Source organism: Lysobacter sp. F60174L2 (assembly GCF_052547135.1).
The window spans coordinates 234,936-250,883 of record NZ_JBQWRA010000001.1; the positions used below are offsets into that span (position 1 = coordinate 234,936).

Sequence of the window (15,948 nt, forward strand, 5' to 3'; positions counted from 1 at the left end):
CGACGGAAGACCCGCGCCCCGCCTCGCGTCAGGCGGCGTCGCGCAGGCGGGACGACCGCCGCGCCACCGCGGCCAGGTTGGTCCGTGCCATTTCCAGCATCAGCAGGGGCGCCGCCGGGTCGGCCGCATCCAGCACGCGCTTGGCGGCGTCGATCGCATCGTCCACCACCACCGCGGCGTCGGCGTCGAGCATCGCCCGGAGGCTGCGGCCGTGGCCGTCGAGCTGGCGCTCCAGTGCCGGGTCGTGACCGCCACCGGCGTGCCGGATCGCGAGCGCAAAGGTGGCCTCGGTGCGCGCCAGTTCCTGTTGCAGCTCGTCGGGGGAGAAGTTCATGGGGCGAAGCGTGGCCAGCATCGGTCGCAGGGGCTGAGATCGGAAGCCGCGCATCATCGCCGCGACCCCGTGACAGAACGGTGCAGGCTGGATGAACCCGCGTTCAGCCCGGCATGTCGCTTCTCAGATGACCCGCAAGGTGATCGCCTTCAGTACCGCGCGGGTGCGGTCGCGGGTATCGAGCTTCTCCAGGATCACCGACACGTAGTTCTTGACCGTGCCCTCGGCGAGGAACATCGCGCGGGCGATCTCCCTGTTGGAGTAACCGCCCGCGAGCAGCCGCAGAATCGCGACCTCGCGCTCGCTGAAACGCTCCTTCGGCGCGTCGTCGGCGTGGTAGCGGTAGCGCGAGCGGATCGGATCGGTGCTGACCGGCTGCAGCAGGCTGGCGCCCCCGGCGACCGCCTCGATCGCCGCGCGCAGGTCCTCCGGCGCGGCGTCCTTGAGCAGGAAACCCTGGGCGCCGGCTTCGGTCGCCTGCAACAGCAGGTCGGGCTCGTCGAAGGTGGTCAGCAGCAGCACCGGGGTGGTGTCGCCACGCGCGCGCAGCCGTCGCAGGGCTTCGATGCCGTCGACGCCAGGCATGCGCACGTCGCTGAGCACGACATCGACCGCCTGGTCCTGAAGTTGCGCCAGCAGCGCCTCGCCGTCGTCGGCTTCGACGGCGGTCGCGATGCCCTGCTGTTGCAGCAGTGCACGCAGGCCGGCGCGGACCAGCGCCTGGTCGTCGGCCAGCGCGACCTGCAATGGCGTCGAGGTCGCGCTCATGCCGGGAGCTCCGCGTCGATCCGCAGCGCGCCTGTGGCGCCGGTCGACACCGCCAGCTGGCCGCCGAGCATCGCCAGCCGTTCGCGCATGCCGGCCAGGCCGTTGCCTTCGCGCAGCGGCCCGCGCAGCTGGCCGTCGTCATCGATCCGCAGGCGCAGGGTGTCGCCGTCGCGACTCAGCGCCACCGTCAGCCGCTCCGCGCCGGCGTGGCGGGCGGTGTTGGTCAGCGCCTCCTGCACGGTGCGCACGATCGCCTCGGCCACGGCCGGGTCGGTCACCCGCACCGCCGGGTCGATCCGCAGTTGCAGCGACGGCTTCGGCAGCGGTGCGGCGAGTGCGTGCAGGGCGGTGGCGAGGTCGAGGCCGTCGTCGTGGCGCATCGCCACGACCAGGTTGCGCAGGTCGCCGAGCAGTTCGCCCGACAGCTGCCGGCAGGTACGCAGCTCCTCGCGCAGGCGCAGCGCCGGATCACCTTCCAGCACCCGCAGGTTGAGGCCGAGCGCGGTCAGCTTGTGGCCGGCGACGTCGTGCAGCTCGCGCGCGACCCGCAACCGCTCGGAGCTGCGCGCGCTGTCGGCGAGCAATGCGCGGGTGGCGAGCAGGTCGGCGTTGACCCGTGCCAGCGCGTCGCGCGAGGCCTCTGCGCTGCGGGCGTAATGCGCGGTCAGCACGGCAAAGGCCTGGAAGCCGAGGTACAGGGTGGTGACCAGCAGCGGCTGCGAGTAGCCGGCGTCGCGCAGCAGCAGGTACAGGGCGATGTTCAATGCCACCACCACCGGAACCATGAATCGCGGTGGCATCGCCACCGGCAGCTGCGCCACCAGGACCACCAGCAGCACCGGCGCGGTTCCGGCGCCCGGGACGTACCAGACCAGCGCCAGTGCGCAGCCGGCCTGCAACGCCAGGCATAGCGGCAACACTGCCCGCTCGAACCGCGGCGGCACCACGTGCGACAGCAGCAGCCCGGCGAGGAATGCCAGCGCCAGCACCCAGATCGGTCCCGCGCGTGCAGACGGCTCCAGCAGCAACCCGAGCACGACCGCCAGCCAGGTGATCACCCCGGCCAGGAGCAGCGGTTGCAGCAGGGCGCGCAGCAGCGACATGCCGGGATGCTCGCCCCGGCGGCTTGGCGGCGCAACAGCGTCGGCGAAGAAAGTGACTTCCGGCAGGTCGATCCGGTGACGGGCGGGACTGCGGCCAGCGCGCGGGGCCGCGCAGTCTGGCCACATCCCCTCAACGGAGTGACGTCATGTCGGGTATCCAGATGATCGCCCTCGTCCACGCAGGCGCCGGGACCATCGCGCTGGCGTCGTTCTGGCTCGCGGCGGCGCTTCGCAAGGGCAGCCCGCGGCATCGCCTGGCCGGGCGGGCCTACCTGCTGTCGATGGCGACCGTAATCGTCAGCGGCGTGCCGCTGGTGCTGGAAAGCTGGTTCGATGGCCATCCTGTCACCGCCAGCTTCCTGGGCTACCTGCTGGTGCTCGTCACGACGACGGTGTGGCTGTCGTGGCGGGCGGTCCGTGACCGGCAGCAGCCGCAGCGCTATCTCGGCGCGGCATACCGGGTGCTGGCGTGGGCCAACCCGGTTGCCGGCGCCGTGGTCCTGGTGCTCGGCCTGGTGCACGGCGTGCCGTTGCTGGTCGGCTTTTCGATGATCGGCCTGTTGACCGGCGTCGACATGCACCGGCGCCGCCGGCTGATCGCCGGGCGCCAGCGCTGGTGGCTGGAGGAGCATTACCGGGCGATGACCGCCAACGGCGCGGCGACCCACATCGCCTTCTTCCTGCTTGGCCTGCCGCGCCTGCTGCCGGGCGTGGGCGAGGGTGCACTGGCGTACGTTGGCTGGTTCGCGCCGGTGGTGCTGGCCGTGGCCGTCCGCTTCTGGCTGGACCGCCGGTACGGCCAGGGAGCCGCGCCGTCCGCTGCCCCCGCGCCGGCCGCGGGCCGGCGGGTGCGCGCCTAGACGGCCAGCCTTCGCCGATACTGCGGTTGTAAACCGTGGCGCCCATGAGCCCGGCCACCCGCGTGATGGCGATCACACGATTCGATACGCGGGGCATCTACACCCGGATATCGACTCAAGCCCGGATAGCCGGGGCCGATAGACGGTTCGCCGGCCGCTGGGCCGTCAACTCCCCTACGAGTCCAAGCAATGAAATCCCCACGCATGCCGGCAGGTCTCCTGCTGGCCGGAGGCATGTTGTCTGCCGTCCCGGCGTTCGCCGGTGAATGGTTGCAATGGCAGGACAACAGTCTGAGTTACCTCGACGGCCGCGACTTCACCGTACAGCCGGCTCGCCAGCAGACGCTCACGCTGGAACATGTCGACGGCTGGAAGTACGGCGACAACTTCCTGTTCGTCGACGTCACCCGCTTCAACGGGGGTACGGATGCCGGCACCGGCGCGAGCGCCTGGTATGGCGAGTTCGCACCGCGCCTGTCGCTGGGCAAGATTGCCGGCCGACCGGTCGGCGTCGGCCCGGTGAAAGACGTGTTGCTGGCCATGGCCTACGAGTTCGGCGAAGGACCGGTGGAGACCTGGCTGGTCGGGCCCGGCATCGATCTCGATATTCCCGGTCTCGACTATCTGCAGCTCAACGTTTACCGCCGCCAGCCCCGCGATGGCCGCGCCGGCGATGGACAGTGGCAGGTCACGCCGGTCTGGGCATGGACGCTGCCGGTGGGTCGGTCGGATGTGCTGGTGGACGGCTTTATCGATTGGGTGGTCGACAACCGCGATGGCAGTCATGCGCACCTGCATTTCAATCCGCAGGTGAAGTACGACCTCGGCAAGGCGTTCGGCTGGGAGGAAAAAACGGTCTACGTGGGCGTCGAGTACGACTACTGGAAGAACAAGTTCGGCATCGACCACGACGGCTATCTGGGCCGCGAGGTGCTGGGCGGCACCGACCAGAACACCGCCAGTCTTTTGTTGAAGGTGCACCTGCCATGAGTCGCACACCCATGGTTCCCGTTCCATCCACGCCGGGTTCCCGCCCCGGCCCCGGTCCAGGCTCTTCGAAGGTGAGCGCAATGCAGTGGTTCAAGGATATGTCCGTCGCCCGCAAGCAGTTGCTGGGGGTGTCGTTGTCGGTGTTGCTGACGGTACTGCTCGGGGTGCTGTCATACACCCAGATCACCGCCTCGAACCAGCAGATCCAGCGCATCACCCAGAACCAGATGCCGTCGGTGCGGGCGATCGCGAACATGTTTGCGTGGATCTCCGAACTGCGTACCAACGAGATGGTGCTGCTGCAGACCCGCGACTACCCGGGTGCGCTGCCGGGTTTCGAGTTCGCGCGCAACGGCGCGAACGAGGCCAACGACCTGTACGCGTCCCTGCTGACCGATGACAGCTCCCGTGCGATGTACCGTGCCATCGCACCGATGTACCAGCGCTACCTCGACGGCAGCCAGGCCTTCCTCGATGCGGCGGCGGCGGGTGACTACGACACGGCTACGTCGCTCGCCATGGACACCCTGCATCCGCTGCGGCTGGAGATGTTCACCGCGCTCAACAAGCTCAAGGACCACGACGACCTCCTGCTGCAGCAGCAACTGGCGGTGTCGGAGGCGGCATTCCGGCGGGCGATCATCTCCATCACCGTGCTTACCATTGCCGCCTCCGTGCTGGCGCTGGCATTCGGCCTGTTGCTCGCGCGCCTGATCGGGCGCGCGTTGGGGCGCGCGACGGCGGTTTCGGCGGCGATCGCGGAAGGCCGGTTCGACAACGACATCGTGGTCGATTCGCGCGACGAGATCGGCCAGTTGCTGGCATCGATGCGCACCATGCAGGACGGCCTGCAGCGTTTCGTCCAGGCCCAGGGCGAAATCCTGCGCCAGCACGACGCCGGTGCGATCGATCACCGCATTGCGGCCACCGGCTTCCCCGGCGCTTACGGCGACATGGCACGCGGCGTCAACGAACTGGTGGATTCGCACATCAGGCTCAATGCCCACGTGGTCGAGGTGGTATCCCGTTACGCCCGTGGCGACCTGTCGATCGACATCGAGCGGATGCCGGGACAGAAGGCCCAGGTTACCCACGCCATCGATGCGGTGAAGGCCGGCATGGTCGCCGCCAACGGCGAGATCGGCCGGCTGGTCGCGGCGGCCGTGGCCGGGGATTTCTCGCAGCGTGGTGAAATCGAGCGGTTCGAGCATGTCTATCGCGACATGATCGGTGCGCTGAACCAATTGATGACGACCTCCGACGACAGCCTCGGCGAGATCGGCCGGCTGCTCGCGGCGGTGGCTGCCGGCGACCTCGGCCAGCGCATCGGGCGCCGTCTAGACGGCCGTTTCGGCGAGGTGGCGGACAATGCCAATGCCACCGTGCACAAGCTCGCGGAGATCGTCCGCCAGATCCGCACCGGTTCGGACGCCATCAACAATGCGGCCCGCGAGATCTCGGCCGGCAACGCCGACCTGTCGGTGCGTACCGAGCGGCAGGCGGCATCGCTCGAGGAGACCGCGGCGTCGATGGAAGAGCTGACCAGCGTGGTCCGGCAGAACGCGGAGAACGCCCGCGAGGCCAACGCGCTGGCGATCGACGCCTCCGACGTCGCGGTGCAGGGCGGCGACGCGGTCGGTCGCGTGGTCACCACGATGAGCGAGATCAATGCCTCGTCGTTGCGCATCGTCGACATCACCGGCGTGATCGACAGCATCGCTTTCCAGACCAACCTGTTGGCGCTCAACGCGGCGGTGGAAGCGGCGCGCGCCGGCGAGCAGGGTCGCGGGTTCGCGGTGGTGGCGTCGGAAGTGCGGACGCTGGCACAGCGTTCCGCCAGCGCCGCCAAGGAGATCAAGCAGCTGATCGACGACTCGGTGCAGAAGGTGCAGTTGGGCGCGGAGCTGGTCGACCGGGCTGGCCAGACCATGCAGGACATCGTCGGTGGCGTGCAGAAGGTCACCCGGTTGATGGCCGAGATCAGCGCGGCCTCGGCCGAGCAGAGTGCCGGCATCGAGCAGGTCAACCAGGTGGTGACGCAGCTCGACGACTCGACCCAGCAGAACGCGGCGCTGGTCGAGGAGGCCAGCGCGGCGGCGCGAAGCCTGGAACAGCAGGCGGGTGGCTTGAGCGAGTCGGTCTCGGTGTTCCGGCTCGGCCACCTCGAGCACGCCGGCGCCGAGCCACGGATGCGCCTCGCGGGCTAGACGTCGGCGTCGGTCGGCCAGCCCTCGCCGGTGCCGCGGTTGTAGACCTTGTCGTTGTCGAGCACGTTGCCGGCCGGGATCGACTCGAGCTGCGCCAGCCTGTCGTAGATCGGCGCGAAGTCCGGGCCGGTCGCGTCCATCAGCTGCTCGAAGCTGTCGATCACGAAGTAGGTCTTCTGGTAGGTATCGATCCGGTAGCGGGTGCGCATGACGCGCTGCAGGTCGAAGCCGAGGCGGTTGGGCGCGTCCGACTCCAGGCAGTGGATCGACTCGCCCTTGCTCGACACGATGCCGCTGCCGTAGATCCGCAGGCCGTCCTCCTGCTTGATCAGGCCGAACTCGACCGTGTACCAGTACAGCCGTGTCAGGTTGACCAGCGCGTCCTCGCCGATGCCGTGCGCCTTCACGCCGCCGCGGCCGTAGGCCTCCATGTAGTCGGCGAACACCGGGTTCATCAGCAGCGGCACGTGGCCGAACAGGTCGTGGAACAGGTCCGGTTCGGACAGGTAATCCATCTGCTCCGGCTTGCGGATCCACCAGGTCACCGGGAAGCGGCGGTTGGCCAGGTGCTCGAAGAACGTCAGCTCCGGCAGCAGGCCCTCGACCCCGATCAGCTCCCAGCCGGTGGCGGCGCGCAGGATCGGGTTGAGGTCGTCGAACTTCGGGATCCGGTCCGGGGTCATCTCCATCGCGGCGAGCGCGGCCAGGAACTCGTCGCTGGCGCGGCCCGGCAGGATCGCCTTCTGGCGCTCGAACAGCTGCGCCCAGACCCGGTGGTCGGTGTCGGTGTAGCTGTCCCACGGCTGCTCGACCACGGCGGTGGTGTAGACCGGCACGTAGCCCTTGTCGGTCAGCTGCGATTCGACGCGGTTGGGCGATTCCATGGCGTGGTTCTCCTGGTGCGAAAGCAACCGAAAGGGTGACCTTCCACTCTAGAGGGGAATTGCCGCAATTGTGTTGCGTTGTTGTTTGAAATACCGGGATTTGCACACGATAATTGCGTCAAATGGAAACAGGGCGCATTCAATGACGACGGCCTCCCTCGATCGCACCGACCTCCTGCTGCTTGCCGAACTGCAGCGCGCCGGCCGCCAGACCAACGCCGAGTTGGCCGAACGGGTCAACCTGTCGCCATCGGCCTGCCTGCGCCGGGTGCAGCGGCTGGAGCGCGACGGGGTGGTTTCCGGCTATCGCGCCGAGGTCGACCCGGAGCGGCTCGGGCTCGGCCTGCAGGCATTCGTGCGGGTGCAACTGCACCGCCATGACAGCGCCTCGGTCCAGGCCTTCAGCGACTTCGTCAACGAGTGGGACGAGGTGGTCACCTGCCATGCGTTGACCGGCGACATGGATTATCTGTTGCAGGTCGCGGTGCGCGACCTCGAGCACTTCTCGCATTTCCTGCTCGACCGCCTGCTCAACCAGGCCGGGGTCGACGACGTCAATTCCAGCTTCGTGCTGCGCACGGTCAAGGCGTTCCAGGGGATGCCGCTGCCGGCGCGCTGAGCGCGTCGCACTCGGACGCGTCGTCGAACCAGCCCCGCGCCTGCCTGCAGCGGGCGACCGCCTCGGCCCGCGCGCTGGCCGCGGCGCGCGCCTTGGCGATGGCCGCGTCGACACGCGCCTGTTGCATGGTCGCCAGCTTCGCGCGGATCCGCGGCAGTGCCGCCTGGGCGGCCTGCTCGCCGGCGAGCAATGCCCGGTGGCGCTGCTCGAAATCCGCCGCGCCGATGTCGTTGACCGCCGGGCTGATCACCACGTCGGCACGCGCCAGTTCCTGCGCGCCGAGCCGGCGGCCCATGATCGTGATCGACTGGTTGACGATGCCAAGCAGGCTGCCGGGCATGGTGCCGCTGGCCTGGCTGGAGATATCCACCGCGATCACGAACTCCGCGCCGAGCTGGCGCGCGGCATCGACCGGCACCGGGCTGACCACGCCGCCATCGACGTAATGCCACTTGCCGATCGCGACCGGCTCGAACACCCCGGGGATGCTCGACGAGGCACGCACCGCCTGGCCGGTGTCGCCGCGCACGAACACGCTGCGCTTGCCGTCCTCCAGCCGGGTCGCGACCGCCGCGAACGGTTTGGCGAACCGGTCGATCGGACGCTGCCGGACCAGCCTGTTGACGTAGTCCTGCAGCAACCGGCCCTCGACCAGCCCGCCGGAGAACAGGCTGACGTCGCGGATCTCGTCTTCGTCCAGCGCGATGGCGTGTTGCTGCAGCTGCAACGGCCCCATGCCACTGGCGTACAGCGCGCCGACCACGCTGCCGGCGCTGGTGCCGGACACCACCACGGGCTCGAAACCGTTGGCCTCCAGCACCTTGATCACGCCGATATGCGCGAAGCCCTTGGCCGCGCCGCCGCCGAGCGCGAGGCCGACCTTGACCGGCGGCACCGCGACCGCCGGCAGGGCCGGCTCCGGCGGGGTCGGCCGCGGCTTGCCGAAGCAGGCACTCAGCAACACGGCGACCGACAACAGCAGCAGGGGACGGAACTGCGCGAATTTCATGGGGAAGCTGCTCTGGAACCGGGGCGGCCTGGACGAAGCGCCGCAGCATAGCCGCGAGCGCTTGAACGGCCGCCTTCGGCAGCGCGTGCCGCCTAGAACCCGCGGTCGCCGCTGATCAGCCCGCCCAGGCCGCCGAGCACCGAGCCCTCGCCCTTGTTCTGGCCGCCGCCGCCGGGCGCCGCCGCCAGCATCCGTCCGGCCATGCGCGAGAACGGCAGCGACTGCAGCCAGACCTTGCCCGGCCCGGTCAGGGTGGCCAGGAACACGCCCTCGCCGCCGAACAGCATGCTCTTGATGCCGCCGACCGCGCGCACGTCCATGTCGACCGTGGGGTGGTAGGCCATCACGCAGCCGGTGTCGACGTCGAGCCGCTCGCCGGCCTTGAGGTCGAGCTCCATCACGGTGCCGCCGGCGTGCACGAACACCCAGCCGTCACCTTCGAGCTTCTGCATGATGAAGCCCTCGCCGCCGAACAGGCCGGTCAGGATCTTCTTCTGGAAGTGGATGCCGACCTGCACGCCGCGCGCGCCGGCCAGGAAGCTGTCCTTCTGGCAGACCAGGCGGCCGCCGTGGTCGGCCAGCTTCATCGCCATCACCGTGCCGGGATAGGGCGCGGCGAACGCGACCCGGGCCTTGCCCTGGCCGGCATGGGTGAACACGGTGGTGAACAGGCTCTCGCCGGTGACCACGCGCTTGCCGGCCGACATCAGCTTGTCCATGAAGCCGCCGCCCTGGCCGGCGTGGCTGCCGTCGCCGAACACGGTGTCCATCTGCACCGCGGCGTCCTTGTACATCAGCGAGCCGGCTTCGGCGATCGCGCTCTCGCCGGGGTCGAGTTCGACTTCGACGAACTGCATGTCGCTGCCGACGATGCGGTAGTCGATTTCGTCATCGCGGCCGCGACCGGAACCGGTGGACGGCATCGCCGGCATGCTCGGCGGACGGGTGCCTGCCACGGCGCCCAGTTCGGCGACGTCGCCGACCGGCTGCCACTGGGCGAAGCCTTCGCGCCAGCAGAAATCCTCGGGGTGTTGCTGCGCATGCGCGCGCGCGGCGTTGTCGTCGAGCGGACCGACCCGCTGGCTGTTGCTGCCGGCGCTGAAATACCAACGTTCCATGCGAATTCCCTGTCGATGTGGGTGAGCGGTCGAGTCTAGACGCTGCGCCGGGTCGTCGCGTATGCCGGAAGTGGCGCGCTTCAGGTTGCGGCCCGGGAAGGGTGCTGGCTTCGGGGGGGCGACGCCCCGGGGCGGGTATGGCTTCCCGGTTCGGTCGGACATCCATGTCCGACTCACCGGACGCGGCCCGCTCCGCGGTCCAGCTCGGCGCAGCGCGCCGAGCGTTCACACAGGCCGCGCGGCAATGCCGCGCAAGCAGCCCGTGCTCACCCATGGCCGCTGTGCGCCACACCCACCCCGGGACGCCGCTTCGCCGCGTGTGGTGCCGACGTGTCGTGAGTTCAGTCGCGTGACGGGAATCGCAACACCACGCCACGCTGTTCGTCGGCGGGCTCGCGCTTCCACAACACCGGCACGTGGTGCGGCGAGGGCGGTTCCAGGCTGTCCCGTTCGGCGTCCGGGCGCGCCTGTTCGGCCGCTTCCTCGATTTCCCAGCTGTAGCGTTTGCGCGGGGCCTGCGGGTCGGCCCGGCGCCACAGCAGGGCCGCGACCGCGCCGCCGAGGGCGCCGCCCATGTGCGCCTGCCACGAAATGCCGGCTTCGCGCGGGAACACCGTCAGCAGCATGCCGCCGTAGAGGAAGAACGCGATCATCGCCGCCGCGATCGCGGGGCGGTCGCGGCGCAGCAGGCCGAGCATGAACACCAGGAACATCAGGCCGTGGGTCAGCCCGCTGGCGCCGAGGTGGCGCGAGCCGGGGTCGCCGAGCAGCCACGCGACCAGGCCGGAGCCCAGCCAGATCACTGGCAGCGCGCGGGGGGTTGCGCGCGGGTACATGCCGCCGGCGAGCGTGCCGAGGATCAGCAGGGAGATCGAATTGGCGGCGAGGTGTTCGATCGAGCCGTGCAGCAGCGGCGCCCCCAGCAGGCCGAGCAGGCCGGCGGTCGACCATGGCTGTACCGTCCAGGCGCCCAGGTCGAACCGGCCCTGGGCCGCGAACACCACCAGCAGCACCAGCACGGAGCCGAGGCTGAGGTTGAACGCCCGCAGCCAGCGCGTGCGGTCGGCCGCGCGCTGGGCCTTGGGATCGAGCGGGTTTTCGTCGACGGGCAGGTGCATGTGCCCGACATGGTGCCGCCGCCGGGCATTCCAATGGTGGCGCCCGTGTTGGCGCGCGGGGGCCGCGTAGAATGGCGCGATGAACGACGCGACCGCCATCCCCACCGTCCACCTCAAGAACGCCTGGAAGTCCTCGCACCCGTGGATCTTCCAGCGGCTGGTCGCCAAGCCGGCGCAGCGCCCGAAGCCCGGCTCGATCGTCGACGTGATCGGGGTCGATGGCGACCTGATCGGCCGCGGTTTCTACAACGGCCATTCGCGGATCGCGCTGCGCATGCTCGACAGCGATCCGAACGCGGTGATCGATGCCGACTGGTTCGCGCGCAGGATCGCCGCGGCGGTGTCGCTGCGGCGCGACCTGCTCAAGCTCGACGAGGTGTCCGATGCCTGGCGCGTGTTCCACAGCGAGGGCGATGGCATCAGCGGGCTGGTGGTCGATCGGTATGCCGACCTGCTGGTGCTGGAGTTCTTTAGCGCGGGCGCGTTCCGCCATCGCGAGTGGATCCAGGTGGCGTTGCGCGAGCAGTTCCCGGGTTGCCGCTTCTACATGTTCGCCGACGAGCATGTGCAGAAGCAGGAGAGTTTCGATTTCCGTGGTACCGAGCCGGTGCAGCCGAGCGTGATCACCGAGTACGGGGTGAAGTTCCGCGCCGACCCGGCCGGTGCGCACAAGACGGGCTTCTTTGCCGACCAGCGCGAGAACCGGCAGTGGTTGAGCCATCAGGTAGAGGGCAAGCGGGTGCTCGATCTGTGCTGCAACACGGGTGGGTTCGCGGTTTATGCGGCGGTGCGCGGGGCGGCGGAGGTGGTCGGGGTCGACATCGATGCGGACGTGATCGAGATCGCCAAGGGCAACGCGAAGCTCAACAACGTGCGTCCGCGTTTCATCCAGGCCGACATTTTTCCGTGGTTGCGTGATGCGGGGAATGCGGGTGAGCAGTACGACGTGGTGATCCTGGATCCGGCCAAGATGACGCGCGATCGGGAGCAGGTGATCCCGGCGCTGAAGAAGTATCTCGACATGAACAAGCTGGCGATGTCGGTGGTGAAGCCGGGCGGGCTGTTCGCGACGTTTTCGTGCACGGGGCTGGTCAGCGAGGAGCAGTTCCTCGACATGCTGCGGCGGGCGGCGTTCTATTCGAATCGCACGGTGCAGGTGTTGAAGGTGGCGGGTGCGGGGCCGGACCATCCGTGGTTGGCTCAGGCCCAGGAGTCGCGGTATTTGAAGGCTGTGTTTTGCCGGGTGCTGGATTAGGTTCGCAACAGCAACAGCAACGGCAACAGCAAACGCAACCGCAACCGCGGCGGGGTGTTTGGTCTCCGGGGAGTAGCGCCGCCCTGTGCGGGTATTGCTACTCGGTTCGGGCGGCCATCCCTGGCCGCACTCACCGCCGTGCGCCATCCATGGCGCACTCTCCGCAATACCCGCACAGGGCGCCGCATCGCGACTTGTGGGCTACTCCTGTTTTCGCGGCCGCAACTTTGTTCACCCGGCGGGGACTGGCTACGTGATCTGCTTCCGGCGTCCCGCCTCGGTGCTGGCGGGTGGGAGTTTCGATGCCGTCCGACCACGTCAACAAGCCAAGACCGACCGGTTCGGCGCGTTCGGGTGATGATCAGGCCGACCCGCTGCAGCGTGCGCTGCAACGGACGGCTACGACGCGTGAGGTGACGCCTCCGGTCGAGCCGCGGCACAAGGTCTGGCTGGGCGGTTACGTGCTGGTGCTGCTCGGGCTGGCGGTGGTCTATTACCTGCTGCGTTTGCACTTCTTCGGTTTTGCCGCGCAGTACGTGCCGTTGCTGCGGCGCATGACGCTGGGGGCGATGGCGGTGGTGCTGGTGCTCGGGCTGGCCAAGGCGATCGAGGCGTATGCGATCGGGCGGGCACAGGAGGCGGTCACGCGCTACAACCTGCAGCGGGTGCTGCGGCTGGCGGTGTACCTGTTGCTGGCGGTGATCGTCATTTCGGTGCTGTTCGCCAACTGGTATGCGGCGGCGGCTTCGCTGGGGTTGATTTCGCTGGTGCTGGGCTTCGCGTTGCAGACGCCGATCACGAGCATGATCGGCTGGGTCTACATCCTCGCGCGCGAACCGTACCGGGTGGGCGACCGGATTCGCATCGGCGAGGCGACCGGCGACGTGATCGATGTCGACTACCTCGACACCACGTTGTGGGAAGTCGGCGGCGAGTACATCTCGACCGACCACCCGAGCGGGCGGCTGGTCAAGTTCCCCAACGCCAACGTGCTGTCGACGGCGGTCTACAACTACTCGTGGCCGGTGTTCCCGTACATCTGGAACGAGATCAGCTTCCAGGTCGGCTACGACAGCGATCTGGAGTTCGTCGACCGGGTCATGCGGGAGACGGTTGAGGAGGCGCTCGGCGAGGCAATGATCGAGCGGGTGCGGACGTTCCGCGAGATCCTCGCGCAGACGCCGGTCGACCAGGTCGAGGTCAACGAGCGGCCGTCGGTGCTGTTCCGGGTCAGCAGCAACACCTGGGTCGAGGCGACCGTGCGCTACGTGATCGAACCCAAGCGCGCCGGCTCGGTCAAGACCCGGCTGATCGTGGAGATGCTGCGGCGGCTCAATGCCGAGCCGCAGCGCGTGCGCTTCCCCAAGGGCGACAGCCGCTGAGCGCTACCTCGAACGACCGTCGTAGTGCTGGACCGGAACGGATTCCAGGTCGATGCCCTCCAGGCAGCGGATGTTGACCGCCGCCACCGCATTGCCCTTCGGGTCGGTGCCCTCGCCATACGGGTGCATGCCGCAGGTCGCGCAGAAGCGGTGCTGAATCACGTGCTTGTTGAAGGTGTAGCTCGACAGCGCGTCCTCGCCCTCGACGCGCAGGCTGTCGCGCGGCACGAACCACAGCAGCGAGCCCTTGCGCTGGCAGATCGAGCAGTTGCACGACACCGCGGTGCCGATTTCGCCGTCGACCTCGAACGTCACCTTGCCGCAATGGCAGCTTCCCTTGTGGGTCATCGCAATCTCCGTCGGTGGATGGTGGGTGGGGTGACGATACTCCGGTCGCGCGGTCGCAACCGCTGCGACCGCGACGGCTACACTGGCGGCATGTCCGAATCCGCGCTTCTCGTTGTCCTTTTGGTCGCCGTCCTCGTTGCGATCGTGTTGCTCGTGCTGCTGTTGCTGCGCAAGCCCGATGCCGCGCTGGAGGCGCATCGCGGCCGGCTGGAGCAGGCCCTGCGTGACGAGCAGCGCAGTGGCCGCGCCGAACTGCGACAGCAACTCGACAGCCTGTCGGGCCAGCAGGAAACCCGCATCGACGGTTTCGGCCGCAACCTCGCCGAATTGACCGCACGCACCGACCAGCGCCTCGACCTGTTGCGCGAGGCGCTGATCGAGGACGCCCGCAAGGCGCGCGCCGAGGGCGCCGAATTGCAGCAGCGCTCCAGCGATGCGATCGGCCAGCGCCTGAGCGAGCTGACCCAGCGCAACGAGCAACGCATCGGCGAGATGCGCGCCACGCTCGAACAGAAACTGCGTGAACTGCAGGCCGACAACGCCGCCAGGCTCGAACAGATGCGCGCGACGGTCGACGAGAAGCTGCACGCCACCCTGGAAACGCGCCTGACCGAGAGCTTCGGCAACGTCACCACCATGCTGGCCAAGGTCCACCAGGGCCTGGGCGACATGACCAAGCTGGCGGCCGATGTCGGCGGCCTGCAGCGGGTGCTGAGCAACGTCAAGTCACGCGGCGTGTTCGGCGAGGTGCAGTTGGCTGGCCTGCTGGAGCAGGTGTTCGCCCCGGACCAGTACGCCGCCAACGTGGCGACGGTGCCGGGCAGCAACGAGCGTGTCGAGTTCGCGGTGCGCTTCCCCGGCTCCAGCGGTGAGGCACCGGTGTGGCTGCCGATCGATGCCAAGTTCCCGCGCGAGGATTACGAGCGCCTGCTCGACGCGCAGGAGCGTGGCGAGGTCGAGTCCGCGCGCGCCGCCAGCGACGCGCTGGAGCGTGCGGTGCGCAAGGAGGCCGCGCGCATCCGCGAAAAGTACTTGTGCGCGCCGCACACTACCGAGTTCGGCATCCTGTTCCTGCCGACCGAGGGCCTGTACGCGGAAGTGCTGCGTCGCCCGGGACTGGTCGACGCGCTGCAACGCGACCAGCGCATCGCGGTCGCCGGTCCGACCACGCTGCTGGCGCTGATGACGAGCTTCCAGATGGGGTTCCGGACCTTGGCGATCCAGGAGCGTTCCAGCGAGGTGTGGCGCACCCTCGGCGCGGTCAAGACCGAGTTCGGCAAGTTCGGCGACGTGCTGGCCGGGGTCAAGAAGAAGCTGGTCGAGGCCGGCAACAAGATCGACGACACCGAGCGCCGTACCCGGGTATTGACCCGCAAGCTGCGCGATGTCGAATCGTTGCCGGCCGACGAGAGCCGGCACCTGCTCGGTGCCGGCCCCCAGGGTGACGACAGCGAGAGTGACGACAGCGAGGGGTGACGACAGCGAGTGATCAGGCGCCCGCGGTCGCGGGTGCCGTGGCCACGCAGCTGGGTGGGAGATGGTCGGCCAGCAGGGTCGCGTGGCTGGCATGCAGCACGCCGTCGTAGCCCACGGGCACGCCTTCGGCCGGCGGCGTTTCCAGCCCGCCGCTGACTTCCGCGTAGACGCCTTGGTGGGGCTGCCCCAACGCCATGGAGCGCGCTTCCGAGCGGGTGCGCACGGGTTCGAGCACGGCATCGGAGCCGGTGATCCAGTGGATGTCCGCGGCACCGCAGGGGCGCAGCGTCTGTGCACCGTCCTGCGACACGTAGAGACCGCGCACGGTGGTCTGCGGCAGGTCCGCATACGGGGTCGCCGAGGTGCAGGCGGATACGCCGAGCAACGACAGCAGGCCGAACACGGGGATGGACGAACGGGGGATACGCATCGGGCAAACTCCTTTTGGACGACTGTCGGGATTGCAGACCCGGTGAG

At 68.7% G+C, this 15,948-nt stretch carries 16 protein-coding genes; 7 read left to right on the forward strand and 9 right to left on the reverse strand.

The window, feature by feature from the left end; genetic code table 11:
- Window positions 1-28 precede the first annotated feature (28 nt).
- The 3 genes from ACT9AS_RS01070 to ACT9AS_RS01080 all read right to left on the reverse strand — a co-directional run bounded on the left by ACT9AS_RS01070 (window position 29) and on the right by ACT9AS_RS01080 (window position 2,331).
- Complete coding sequence (locus ACT9AS_RS01070; RefSeq protein ID WP_445098266.1) at window positions 29-334, reverse strand: hypothetical protein; 306 nt, start codon at window positions 332-334, stop codon at window positions 29-31.
- A 123-nt stretch (window positions 335-457) separates the two neighbouring features.
- Window positions 458-1,102, reverse strand: coding sequence for a response regulator (locus tag ACT9AS_RS01075; protein WP_445098267.1), 645 nt, complete (start codon window positions 1,100-1,102; stop codon window positions 458-460).
- Complete coding sequence (locus ACT9AS_RS01080; RefSeq protein WP_445098268.1) at window positions 1,099-2,331, reverse strand: histidine kinase; 1,233 nt, start codon at window positions 2,329-2,331, stop codon at window positions 1,099-1,101. The genes ACT9AS_RS01075 and ACT9AS_RS01080 overlap by 4 nt, the downstream gene beginning before the upstream one ends.
- A gap of 20 nt (window positions 2,332-2,351) precedes the next feature.
- On the opposite strand from ACT9AS_RS01080, the gene ACT9AS_RS01085 reads away from it, so the two are divergent.
- The 3 genes from ACT9AS_RS01085 to ACT9AS_RS01095 all read left to right on the forward strand — a co-directional run bounded on the left by ACT9AS_RS01085 (window position 2,352) and on the right by ACT9AS_RS01095 (window position 6,262).
- A complete protein-coding gene (locus ACT9AS_RS01085) occupies window positions 2,352-3,065 on the forward strand; it encodes a hypothetical protein (RefSeq protein ID WP_445098269.1) in 714 nt (237 codons plus the stop codon).
- 204 nt (window positions 3,066-3,269) lie between these two features.
- Entirely contained in the window at window positions 3,270-4,055 is a 786-nt protein-coding gene (locus ACT9AS_RS01090; RefSeq protein ID WP_445098270.1) for an outer membrane protein OmpK, read from the forward strand.
- 80 nt (window positions 4,056-4,135) lie between these two features.
- Window positions 4,136-6,262 carry a methyl-accepting chemotaxis protein gene (locus ACT9AS_RS01095; protein WP_445098271.1) on the forward strand — a complete coding sequence of 709 codons (2,127 nt, stop codon included), beginning with the start codon at window positions 4,136-4,138 and terminating at the stop codon, window positions 6,260-6,262.
- On the opposite strand, the gene phhA is transcribed toward ACT9AS_RS01095, so the two are convergent.
- On the reverse strand, window positions 6,259-7,146 hold the full coding sequence (phhA, locus tag ACT9AS_RS01100) for a phenylalanine 4-monooxygenase (RefSeq protein ID WP_445098272.1): 888 nt from the start codon (window positions 7,144-7,146) through the stop codon (window positions 6,259-6,261). The genes ACT9AS_RS01095 and phhA overlap by 4 nt on opposite strands.
- A 142-nt stretch (window positions 7,147-7,288) precedes the next feature.
- Here phhA and ACT9AS_RS01105 point away from each other — a divergent pair, with 142 nt between their 5' ends.
- Complete coding sequence (locus tag ACT9AS_RS01105; protein WP_445098273.1) at window positions 7,289-7,765, forward strand: Lrp/AsnC ligand binding domain-containing protein; 477 nt, start codon at window positions 7,289-7,291, stop codon at window positions 7,763-7,765.
- Here the strand turns inward: ACT9AS_RS01105 and ACT9AS_RS01110 are convergent.
- From ACT9AS_RS01110 to ACT9AS_RS01120, 3 genes are all read right to left on the reverse strand, one after another.
- Window positions 7,728-8,774 (reverse strand): patatin-like phospholipase family protein, encoded by a 1,047-nt coding sequence (locus ACT9AS_RS01110; protein ID WP_445098274.1) that lies wholly within the window; start codon window positions 8,772-8,774, stop codon window positions 7,728-7,730. The two genes, ACT9AS_RS01105 and ACT9AS_RS01110, sit on opposite strands and share 38 nt — an antisense overlap.
- 92 nt (window positions 8,775-8,866) lie before the next feature.
- A complete protein-coding gene (locus ACT9AS_RS01115) occupies window positions 8,867-9,892 on the reverse strand; it encodes a TIGR00266 family protein (RefSeq protein ID WP_445098275.1) in 1,026 nt (341 codons plus the stop codon).
- A gap of 341 nt (window positions 9,893-10,233) precedes the next feature.
- Entirely contained in the window at window positions 10,234-11,010 is a 777-nt protein-coding gene (locus ACT9AS_RS01120; RefSeq protein ID WP_445098276.1) for a rhomboid family intramembrane serine protease, read from the reverse strand.
- Between the two features lie 79 nt (window positions 11,011-11,089).
- Here ACT9AS_RS01120 and ACT9AS_RS01125 point away from each other — a divergent pair, with 79 nt between their 5' ends.
- Both ACT9AS_RS01125 and ACT9AS_RS01130 read left to right on the forward strand, forming a co-directional pair.
- A complete protein-coding gene (locus ACT9AS_RS01125) occupies window positions 11,090-12,265 on the forward strand; it encodes a class I SAM-dependent methyltransferase (RefSeq protein ID WP_445098277.1) in 1,176 nt (391 codons plus the stop codon).
- Between the two features lie 302 nt (window positions 12,266-12,567).
- The gene (locus ACT9AS_RS01130; RefSeq protein WP_445098278.1) at window positions 12,568-13,647 is read left to right on the forward strand and encodes a mechanosensitive ion channel domain-containing protein; all 1,080 of its coding nucleotides are present in this window, start codon (window positions 12,568-12,570) and stop codon (window positions 13,645-13,647) included.
- A 3-nt stretch (window positions 13,648-13,650) separates the two neighbouring features.
- Here the strand turns inward: ACT9AS_RS01130 and ACT9AS_RS01135 are convergent, their stop codons facing one another.
- Window positions 13,651-13,995: a GFA family protein gene (locus tag ACT9AS_RS01135; protein ID WP_445098279.1), complete on the reverse strand. Its 345-nt coding sequence runs from the start codon at window positions 13,993-13,995 to the stop codon at window positions 13,651-13,653.
- A gap of 90 nt (window positions 13,996-14,085) precedes the next feature.
- On the opposite strand from ACT9AS_RS01135, the gene rmuC reads away from it, so the two are divergent.
- The gene (gene rmuC, locus ACT9AS_RS01140; protein WP_445098280.1) at window positions 14,086-15,471 is read left to right on the forward strand and encodes a DNA recombination protein RmuC; all 1,386 of its coding nucleotides are present in this window, start codon (window positions 14,086-14,088) and stop codon (window positions 15,469-15,471) included.
- 13 nt (window positions 15,472-15,484) lie between these two features.
- Here the strand turns inward: rmuC and ACT9AS_RS01145 are convergent, their stop codons facing one another.
- A complete protein-coding gene (locus ACT9AS_RS01145) occupies window positions 15,485-15,901 on the reverse strand; it encodes a hypothetical protein (RefSeq protein ID WP_445098281.1) in 417 nt (138 codons plus the stop codon).
- Window positions 15,902-15,948 lie beyond the last annotated feature (47 nt).

What these genes read in the sequence shown, in the direction of transcription:
- ACT9AS_RS01130 (WP_445098278.1), top strand. Translation starts at nt 12,568, where the DNA reads ATGCCGTCCGACCACGTCAACAAGCCAAGACCGACCGGTTCGGCGCGT.
- ACT9AS_RS01085 (WP_445098269.1), top strand. Translation starts at nt 2,352, where the DNA reads ATGTCGGGTATCCAGATGATCGCCCTCGTCCACGCAGGCGCCGGGACC.
- ACT9AS_RS01090 (WP_445098270.1), top strand. Translation starts at nt 3,270, where the DNA reads ATGCCGGCAGGTCTCCTGCTGGCCGGAGGCATGTTGTCTGCCGTCCCG.
- ACT9AS_RS01075 (WP_445098267.1), bottom strand. Translation starts at nt 1,102, where the DNA reads ATGAGCGCGACCTCGACGCCATTGCAGGTCGCGCTGGCCGACGACCAG.
- phhA (WP_445098272.1), bottom strand. Translation starts at nt 7,146, where the DNA reads ATGGAATCGCCCAACCGCGTCGAATCGCAGCTGACCGACAAGGGCTAC.
- ACT9AS_RS01145 (WP_445098281.1), bottom strand. Translation starts at nt 15,901, where the DNA reads ATGCGTATCCCCCGTTCGTCCATCCCCGTGTTCGGCCTGCTGTCGTTG.
- ACT9AS_RS01070 (WP_445098266.1), bottom strand. Translation starts at nt 334, where the DNA reads ATGAACTTCTCCCCCGACGAGCTGCAACAGGAACTGGCGCGCACCGAG.
- ACT9AS_RS01125 (WP_445098277.1), top strand. Translation starts at nt 11,090, where the DNA reads ATGAACGACGCGACCGCCATCCCCACCGTCCACCTCAAGAACGCCTGG.
- ACT9AS_RS01120 (WP_445098276.1), bottom strand. Translation starts at nt 11,010, where the DNA reads ATGCACCTGCCCGTCGACGAAAACCCGCTCGATCCCAAGGCCCAGCGC.
- ACT9AS_RS01110 (WP_445098274.1), bottom strand. Translation starts at nt 8,774, where the DNA reads ATGAAATTCGCGCAGTTCCGTCCCCTGCTGCTGTTGTCGGTCGCCGTG.
- ACT9AS_RS01105 (WP_445098273.1), top strand. Translation starts at nt 7,289, where the DNA reads ATGACGACGGCCTCCCTCGATCGCACCGACCTCCTGCTGCTTGCCGAA.
- ACT9AS_RS01115 (WP_445098275.1), bottom strand. Translation starts at nt 9,892, where the DNA reads ATGGAACGTTGGTATTTCAGCGCCGGCAGCAACAGCCAGCGGGTCGGT.
- ACT9AS_RS01095 (WP_445098271.1), top strand. Translation starts at nt 4,136, where the DNA reads ATGCAGTGGTTCAAGGATATGTCCGTCGCCCGCAAGCAGTTGCTGGGG.
- ACT9AS_RS01135 (WP_445098279.1), bottom strand. Translation starts at nt 13,995, where the DNA reads ATGACCCACAAGGGAAGCTGCCATTGCGGCAAGGTGACGTTCGAGGTC.
- ACT9AS_RS01080 (WP_445098268.1), bottom strand. Translation starts at nt 2,331, where the DNA reads ATGTGGCCAGACTGCGCGGCCCCGCGCGCTGGCCGCAGTCCCGCCCGT.
- rmuC (WP_445098280.1), top strand. Translation starts at nt 14,086, where the DNA reads ATGTCCGAATCCGCGCTTCTCGTTGTCCTTTTGGTCGCCGTCCTCGTT.